The 7,803-nt window shown below is 60.4% G+C and carries 8 protein-coding genes; 3 read left to right on the top strand and 5 right to left on the bottom strand.

The annotated features are described in order from the left end of the window. Window positions 1–109 precede the first annotated feature (109 nt). Window positions 110–532 (top strand): hypothetical protein, encoded by a 423-nt coding sequence (locus EII23_RS06880; protein WP_221620371.1) that lies wholly within the window; start codon window positions 110–112, stop codon window positions 530–532. Window positions 533–560: 28 nt separating this feature from the next. Here EII23_RS06880 and EII23_RS06875 read toward each other — a convergent pair whose 3' ends face one another. Next, a complete protein-coding gene (locus tag EII23_RS06875) occupies window positions 561–1,910 on the bottom strand; it encodes a sugar transferase (RefSeq protein WP_124792652.1) in 1,350 nt (449 codons plus the stop codon). Continuing rightward, window positions 1,907–3,070, bottom strand: coding sequence for a glycosyltransferase family 4 protein (locus EII23_RS06870; protein ID WP_124792651.1), 1,164 nt, complete (start codon window positions 3,068–3,070; stop codon window positions 1,907–1,909). Before EII23_RS06870 ends, EII23_RS06875 begins: the two co-directional genes overlap by 4 nt. Before the next feature lie 164 nt (window positions 3,071–3,234). On the opposite strand from EII23_RS06870, the gene EII23_RS06865 reads away from it, so the two are divergent. Continuing rightward, entirely contained in the window at window positions 3,235–4,257 is a 1,023-nt protein-coding gene (locus EII23_RS06865; protein WP_124792650.1) for an NAD-dependent epimerase/dehydratase family protein, read from the top strand. An 11-nt stretch (window positions 4,258–4,268) separates the two neighbouring features. On the opposite strand, the gene EII23_RS13405 is transcribed toward EII23_RS06865, so the two are convergent. Genes EII23_RS13405 through EII23_RS06850 form a run of 3 tightly spaced genes read right to left on the bottom strand, consistent with a single transcriptional unit; the run spans window position 4,269 to window position 5,910 of the window. Then, window positions 4,269–4,748 (bottom strand): septal ring lytic transglycosylase RlpA family protein, encoded by a 480-nt coding sequence (locus EII23_RS13405; protein WP_124792656.1) that lies wholly within the window; start codon window positions 4,746–4,748, stop codon window positions 4,269–4,271. Between the two features lie 5 nt (window positions 4,749–4,753). Beyond that, window positions 4,754–5,644: a hypothetical protein gene (locus tag EII23_RS06855; protein ID WP_124792649.1), complete on the bottom strand. Its 891-nt coding sequence runs from the start codon at window positions 5,642–5,644 to the stop codon at window positions 4,754–4,756. After that, on the bottom strand, window positions 5,641–5,910 hold the full coding sequence (locus EII23_RS06850) for a hypothetical protein (protein WP_124792648.1): 270 nt from the start codon (window positions 5,908–5,910) through the stop codon (window positions 5,641–5,643). Before EII23_RS06850 ends, EII23_RS06855 begins: the two co-directional genes overlap by 4 nt. Before the next feature lie 564 nt (window positions 5,911–6,474). Here EII23_RS06850 and dsrA point away from each other — a divergent pair. Then, entirely contained in the window at window positions 6,475–7,788 is a 1,314-nt protein-coding gene (dsrA, locus tag EII23_RS06845) for a dissimilatory-type sulfite reductase subunit alpha (RefSeq protein ID WP_124792647.1), read from the top strand. Window positions 7,789–7,803: the final 15 nt, after the last annotated feature.

The raw sequence follows: 7,803 nt of genomic DNA, 5'->3' as shown, positions 1-7,803 counted from the left end.
CTTTTGCCAGCCCGCCAAGCTGTCGGCGGATTTCATCCGCAATCGCCAGCTTTAGCTGTTGCCCGATACCACCGGCTTTAGCCGGTGGAGCATTCATTCTGAAATTCTTTTGTCGATAAGAAAAGAGTTTGAAAAAAACTTACAAGAAAAAGATTATATTCAGCTATTTGAACTCGAAAAAATTGCGCAAGAGCATGATTCTGCATTTCATGTTGCAGACAAGGAAAAAACACTCCAGGTGTTTGGGGCGATGGACATGCTGCAAAAACAGTTTCTGGAATGCTCTGATCCTGAACGGGTAAAAGAGCGATTCATGCCAAGCATTGTCAGGCTGAAAATGCAGGGTACGAGAATGAAGGACAGGGCTTTTGACGCAACGGCAAATTCTGTCTGCGGCTTTATCAACAGTTTCAAAAGTGCCCGCTGTGTTCCCGCTGAAAACGCGTATTACGCCATACGAACGGAGTGCATCAAAGCCGTTCAGAAAGAGCATCAGCGGAATATAGACCGTGGCCTTGGATTTGTACCGTAAGGAGCGCGGGCTCTCCCGATAATTGCAGCTACCGCGCCCCCTTGGGAAACAGCACCACGCCCACGGTCTTGAAGATGATGCTGATGTCCAGCAGCAGGGACATGTTCTTGATGTAGTAGAGGTCATATTCCAGCTTGCGCCGGGCATCCTCCTCGGACGCGCCGTAGGGGTAGCAGACCTGTGCCCAGCCGGTCAGGCCGGGCTTTACCGTGTGGCGCAGGCTGTAGCAGGGGATGTTCTCCTTGAGCTTGCGCACAAAGGCCATGCGTTCGGGGCGCGGCCCGATAAAGCTCATGTCTCCCTTGAGGATGTTCCATATCTGGGGCAGCTCGTCAATGCGCACCTTGCGGATGAAGCGTCCAAAGCGGGTCACGCGGGCATCATTGGCGCTGGCCCACACGGCTCCGTCCTTTTCGGCATCGGAGCGCATGGAGCGGAACTTGTAGACCGTAAATTCCTTTTCGAACAGGCCCACGCGATCCTGCCGGTAAATGACCGGACCCGGCGATTCCAGACGCACGATGAGCGCTGTCAGCAACATGACGGGCGTTGCCGGAACAAGAAGCACCAGAGAGATGAGCACGTCCAGTGCACGCTTGAGACGCCGCAGCGAGCCGCGCGTGTTGAGCGAAAAACCTTCTGTCTGGAGGAGCCATTCGTCGTTGATCTGTGAAAGCGGCAGACGGCGCACCACATGCTCATAAAAGCTGCGGATGTCCACCACCATGGTTCCGCGCAGTTTGGCCTCCAGCAGTTCGTGGGCGATGTCATCGTCAATGGGGGCATCGGGCAGCAGCAGGATCATGGTCGCGTGTTTTTCTCTGGCGATGTCCAGAGCCAGAAAGGGCGGGCCAAGGCACGGGCCAGCGTCCGGCCCTTGATCCTTTTCGCCAACGTAGCCCAGAATTTCCGCCTGGGGCAGGCCTTCGGCCAGAAGCTGGCGTACCTTGCCCGCACGGTCAACGCCCACAAGCAGAACGCGCAGGGGATGGGTCAGCCTGTGGGCGTTGAGGCGGTACAGCCAGCGCCAGCCGAGAGAAAAAACAAAGGAAAGGGCAAAAAGCACAAGGCTGGTTTCACGGTCGAACCGCCAATGCTGGAAAGCGTAGGAAGCTGTGGCCGAAAAAATGATGCCCAGAATGCAGGCCACCAGTACCCGTCCCGTGGTTTCCCGAAAATCCTCTGTTCCCACGGCATAGGCGTTGAGGATATAGAAAAAAAGCATGTAGAAAAAAAAGGTGAACAGGGTCGCGCCCGTATAGTCCTGAAAAATGCTCAGGCCCGGCTCAATGGTCGCCAGGCTGGTGAGGGACAGGGCCAGCAGAAGGCAAAAAACATCCAGCACCTGCAACAGTGCCATGCGGTATTTGCTGATCATAGAGAGTCCTCGCGCGTGGGCACGCGCATGTCTTCAAGAATGCCGACGGCCACTTTCTCCGCGTCAAATTCGCATACGGCCATCTGGCGTCCGGCATGGCCCATGCGGGCGATGGCACCCGGATCCACAAGAAAACTTTCCATGGCCTGCGCAAGGGCCCGCGTATCTCCCGGAGGTACCAGAAGCCCGTTGACGCCGTTGCGCACAACTTCGCGGCAGCCCGGCACATCCGTGACCACCGCGGGCCGTCCCATGCTCATGCCCTCCATGACAGATGTGGGGGTGCCTTCCCGCCAGGAAGGCAGCACCAGCACATGGGCGGCCGCCACATAGGGGCGGACATCGGCGGTTTCTCCCAGATATTCCACAATGCCCTGTTTCTGCCAGGCGCGAACCTGATCCAGGCTGACGCTGCCCAGCCCCTGCTCCGGCGGCCCCAGCAACTGGAAGCGGGCCTGGGGATAGCGGCTCTTGAGCTCCTGTGCGGCGGCGGCATATTCGTGCAGGCCCTTGGCCTCCAGCAGGCGGGCCACCAGCAGAAAAACTGGCGGGCAGTCCATCCGTCCGCGGCCATCCGGGCTGTAACCGGGCAGGGGCGCGTGGGCAAAGCGGGCTGTGTCCACACCGGTGCCGCGTGCCTTGAGCACACGGGCTGTCCTTGGCAGAATGCCGGAGCGAAAAAAAATTTCCCGGTCATCGTCGTTCTGAAAAAACACGCCTTCGGCCCCGGACAGGGCGGCGCGGTACAGCAGGCGCCCCAGCCGGTTGACGCATTTCTTGAGCGGGGTGTCGGCCTCAAAAGCATAGCCCAGCCCCGTGATGGTGGCGTAGATGTGGGGCACTCCCGCAGCGCGGGCAGCCAGGCAGCCGTAAATGACGGGCTTGATGGTGGAGGCAAAAAGCAGGTCGGGCTTTTCCCGCCGGAAAAAGCGCAACAGCGCGGCCAGTGTTTGCAGATCGCGCACCGGGTTGAGCCCCTTGCGGTCCAGAGGATACTGCTCCAGGCGTGCGCCCAGCGCCTCCAGCGCCGTTCGGGATACAGCGTCACCGACAGGAGCGCAGCAGACCACCTCGTGCCCCGCCCCGCGCATCTGCCGGATCAGGACGCTCCAGAAGTTGCGCATGGCCTTGACCTGATTGCCCAAAACAACGATTTTCATGCCTTGTCCTTTGCTCCATCCCCGCAGGGCGGACAATACCACCATACAATGCGCCTGAAAAGAGAGGGCGTGGGTGATTCAATCTTTACAAGCCGAGGGGCCGGGGGCTACTATCTGCCTGCCGCGCTCTGGCGCGCACAAAATTTCTGCCACAGGATGCACACATGAACGCCTATGCACAGTTGAGCGAACGCCTTGCCGCGCAACCCGCGCGCTGGCTGGTGACCGGAGTAGCGGGCTTTATCGGCTCCAACCTGCTTGAATGCCTGCTGCGTCTCGGGCAGACGGTCGTGGGGCTGGACAATTTTCTTACCGGGCATCAGAAAAATCTGGACATGGTGCGCGATCTGGTGGGGGGGGACGCCTGGCAGCGTTTTACCTTCATTGAGGGCGACATCCGCTGCCTCGACACCTGCCGCACGGCCTGCGCCGATGTGCGCCACGTTTTGCATGAGGCGGCTCTGGGTTCTGTGCCGCGTTCCATTGACGACCCGCTGCTCTCCGACAGCTGCAATATCACGGGCTTTTTGAACATGCTGGTGGCCGCGCGCGATGCCGGTGCGCAGAGCTTCGTGTACGCCGCTTCCTCCTCCACCTACGGAGACGCGCCCGAACTGCCCAAGAAAGAAGACAATATCGGCAGCCCGCTTTCGCCCTATGCGGTCACCAAGTATGTCAACGAGCTTTATGCCGATGTTTTTCACCGCTGCTACGGATTTTCCTCCATCGGCCTGCGCTACTTCAATGTCTTTGGCCAGCGGCAGGATCCGTACGGAGCCTATGCCGCGGTCATTCCCCAATGGTTTGCCAGCCTGCTCAAGGGCGAAACCGTCCATGTGAACGGCGATGGCGAAACCAGCCGCGACTTCTGCTACATTGACAATGTGGTTCAGGCCAACCTGCTGGCCAGCCTGGCCCCGGACCAGGCCCGCAACAAGGTGTACAATGTGGCCTTTGGGCAGCGTACCACCCTCAACGAGCTTTTTGCCCTCATCAGGGAGGAAGTCGTGCGTCACAAGCCCGAAGCGGCTTCTGCCTCCCCCGTGCACCGGGATTTTCGCGCGGGGGACGTACGCCACTCTCTGGCCTCGATTGACCGCGCCCGGAGCCTGCTGGGCTATGATCCGCAGTTTGACGTGCGGCAGGGCCTGCGCCTGGCGGGGGACTGGTACGCCGCAAACCTGTAGCCGCAGCGCATCTACCGCCTGCCGGCAGCCCTCTTTTTGTCTGCGGCGTCCAGGCTCCGGACGCGCACACGGGCTGTCCCTTCCCGGAGCATGTTCAGGCGCATGGCCGCGCCCCGCGAGAGATCAATCACCCTGCCTCCGGCAAAGGGGCCGCGGTCGTTGATCCGCACAACAACCGAACGGCCGCTGCCCAGATGGGTAACGCGCACCCTGCTGCCCAAGGGGAGCAGTTTGTGGGCGGCCGTCATGGCGTTCTGGTTGTAGCGTTCGCCGCTGGCCGTGGTTTTGCCGTGAAATTTTTCTCCGTACCAGGAGGCAATGCCTTCCTCCACGAATCCGCGGGCCGAAGCGAGAGGGTAGTAGGTTTTGCCCTGCACGGTATAGGGTTTGGTGCCCGCGATGCCCCCCTGCCGCCAGGAGCCCCCGCCGCACCCGGCCAGCAGGCTCGCTCCCACAAGGAGAGCCAACCACGGCATCAGGAAGCGGCGCATATTTTTCACGGGCGGTTTTCTCCGGCGCGGAACAGGGCGGGGAGGCAGTGCTTTCTGTCGCATACCGAGCACATGCCCATACCCGGCTCCTCATCTCCCCTTTCCAGACGGGCCAGAAAACCTTGGCCTTCCGCCTGCAGAAAACCTTTTGCTTTTGCCTCCAGCAACATTGTCCGCGCGGGTTCATGCCGCCCGGCATCGAGAAAATCCCTGGCTGCCATGACATACATCTGCTCCCGGTTTTCGCCATACAGGGAAAAGAGCAGGTTTTCGTATTCCTGGCCAAAGGCCTGGCGGGCCAGATTGTCCTCACAGACCAGCCAGCGGGCCAGGGGGCGGTTCAGGTTTTCTCCGGCAAGGTAGAGGGTGAGAACACGCAGGCCGTGACCGAGCACATGGCTGATGCGCGCAAGCTCGCGCGAGGAACTTTCACCGGTTTGCCCGGCCAGACCCCGCAGGGGGTTGAAAATGTCGGGAGCCACCTGTTCCAGCCGTCCGATCTGCGCAAGGCGGTTGGCGTAGTGCTGGCGCTGGAATGCGTCTTCCCTGAGTTTGACGCATTCGTGGAAGGCGTAGCCCACGCACCAGTCGATAACCGCGCCCAGAGCGTTTTTTTCGGCGCTGTTGTGCGGCGGGGCGTCTGTGACCGTGTTTGTGGCCGTGTCCGCGGCCCGTGAACTGCCGCGAAAAAGATGGTGCGCCGTATCCTTGAGACGCCAGAACACCCCCTTGCGGATGGCTTCGCCCAGCAGGGAGCGCAGTGCCGTGAAGGAAACGGTTCCGTCGGCCTCAAAGCGGCGGCGCTGATCGGTCAGGATGCCGCATACCTTGCAATAGTCGCGCACCAGATCGCGCACCAGACAATCCCTGTCGCCGAAAAGCCAGCGCCCTTTCACGCCTCGTCCTCCTGGAGGAGGGCCTTGGCCACGGCAATGTCATAGAGCGCCAGAGGATTGGCCGCGGCATCGCGCTCCCGCCGGTACAGGCTGGCCGCGCTGCGCACCACGGAAAGGCTGATCCAGGGGTGGCGCTCCCATACTTCGGGCTGGTCCGCCCGCCAAAGCCGGAACTCCACCTCACCATCAGCCCCCCGGCGCACATAAACGCGCGCCAGCCTGTTGCCTGCCTGCGGATGGTAATACAAGCCCAATTCGTCTTTCATCCCTGCATTCTCTCCCTTCCGGAAAGCCGACCTCTGTGCGCACAAGCGCGCGAGGGGTCAGCCAAAGCCCCGCCTTTGCGCGGGATTGTCTTTTTCGCACGGGCATTCCCTGCGCACACGCGGCGCGGCAAAGGGATTTTTGCTTGTGCACGGCGCCAGTGTATGCCCAAATCGGCCTTTTTGCCAAGGTGGTGTTGCCAGATTGCGCCAAAATGAACAAAAGAAGCGGAATCTCGTTGTGAAAAAAATTTTTCCGGGAGAGCGGTGGGGAATGCAAAAGCCTTGTCTGGCGGACACGGAAACGGATTTTGCCAATTCTGCCTGTGCCGGTTGTCTTTATCACGAATCCGGTGTATAGATCGAAATGACCGCGTTGCGGCCTGAACGGCAGAAGGGTCGGGATCAGGCTTGTCTGTCAGCGATCCCGGTGTTTCCCTCTGTTACGGGATGCAGTGCGGCACTTGCCTTGTCCGGCAAGAACCGTCGGAAAGATCGCGGACCGCCCGTTTGACCGGCACGTCACGCGTGGGCGCATGCTACAACAAACCATGTGGAGGTATGGCAATGGCGAAACATGCAACCCCCCTGTTGGACCAGCTGGAAAGCGGCCCCTGGCCGAGCTTTGTGTCCGACATCAAACAAGAAGCGGCCATGCGGGCCAAAAATCCCAAAGGGCTTGACTACCAGATTCCCGTGGACAGCCCGGAAGACCTGCTGGGCGTACTTGAGCTTTCCTACACAGACAAGGAAACTCACTGGAAGCACGGCGGCATCGTGGGCGTTTTCGGATACGGCGGCGGCGTCATCGGCCGGTACTGCGACCAGCCCGAAATGTTCCCCGGCGTGGCGCATTTCCACACCATGCGTGTGGCCCAGCCCTCCGGCAAATACTACAACACCAAGTTTTTGCGCGATCTGTGCGACATCTGGGATCTGCGCGGCTCCGGCATCACCAACATGCACGGATCCACCGGCGACATCGTTCTGCTGGGCACCCAGACCGTGCAGCTGGAAGAAATTTTCCACGAGCTCACCCACAAGATGAATGTGGACCTCGGCGGTTCCGGCTCCAACCTGCGTACCCCCGAAGCCTGTCTTGGTCAGTCCCGCTGCGAGTTTGCCTGCTACAACACCCAGGACATGTGCTACCAGCTTACCATGGACTATCAGGACGAACTGCACCGTCCGGCCTTCCCCTACAAGTTCAAGTTCAAGTTTGACGGCTGCCCCAATGGCTGCGTCTGTGCCATGGCCCGCTCCGACTTTGCCGTTGTGGGTACCTGGAAGGACGACATCAAGATCGACCAGGAAGCCGTGAAGGCCTATGTTGCCGGGCAGTTCGCCCCCAATGCCGGCGCGCACGCCGGGCGCGACTGGGGCAAGTTCGACATCCAGAAGGAAGTCATCGAGCGCTGCCCCTCCAAGGCCATCAAGTGGGACGGCTCCAAGCTGTCCGTCAAGACCGCCGAGTGCGTGCGCTGCATGCACTGCATCAACACCATGCCGCGCGCTCTGCGCATTGGTGACGAGCGTGGCGCGAGCATCCTGGTGGGCGCCAAGGCTCCGGTGGTGGACGGCGCGCAGATGGGCTCCCTGCTGGTTCCCTTTGTGTCCTGCGAAGCCCCGTATGACGACGTCAAGGAAGTTATCGAAAAGATTTGGGACTGGTGGATGGAAGAAGGCAAGAACCGTGAGCGCGTGGGTGAAACCATGAAGCGCCTGTCCTTCCAGAAACTGCTGGAAGTTACCGACACTCCGGCCGCCGCCTACCATGTGAAGGAACCGCGTTCCAACCCGTACATCTTCTTCAAGGAAGAAGAAGTGCCCGGCGGCTGGGAGCGCGATCTTGCCGCTTACCGCAACCGCCATCAACGCTAGTCATAGGGGGAAAAG

The sequence above is a fragment of the Desulfovibrio sp. OH1186_COT-070 genome, from assembly GCF_003860215.1.
GTDB lineage: Bacteria > Desulfobacterota > Desulfovibrionia > Desulfovibrionales > Desulfovibrionaceae > Desulfovibrio.
Note: the sequence above shows the minus strand (reverse complement) of the source record. Positions and strands in the feature narration are given on the sequence as shown.

Excerpts from the sequence above, each read along its gene's own strand:
- EII23_RS06865 (WP_124792650.1), top strand. The coding sequence starts at position 3,235 with ATGAACGCCTATGCACAGTTGAGCGAACGCCTTGCCGCGCAACCCGCG.
- dsrA (WP_124792647.1), top strand. The coding sequence starts at position 6,475 with ATGGCGAAACATGCAACCCCCCTGTTGGACCAGCTGGAAAGCGGCCCC.
- EII23_RS06870 (WP_124792651.1), bottom strand. The coding sequence starts at position 3,070 with ATGAAAATCGTTGTTTTGGGCAATCAGGTCAAGGCCATGCGCAACTTC.
- EII23_RS06850 (WP_124792648.1), bottom strand. The coding sequence starts at position 5,910 with ATGAAAGACGAATTGGGCTTGTATTACCATCCGCAGGCAGGCAACAGG.
- EII23_RS13405 (WP_124792656.1), bottom strand. The coding sequence starts at position 4,748 with ATGCGCCGCTTCCTGATGCCGTGGTTGGCTCTCCTTGTGGGAGCGAGC.
- EII23_RS06875 (WP_124792652.1), bottom strand. The coding sequence starts at position 1,910 with ATGATCAGCAAATACCGCATGGCACTGTTGCAGGTGCTGGATGTTTTT.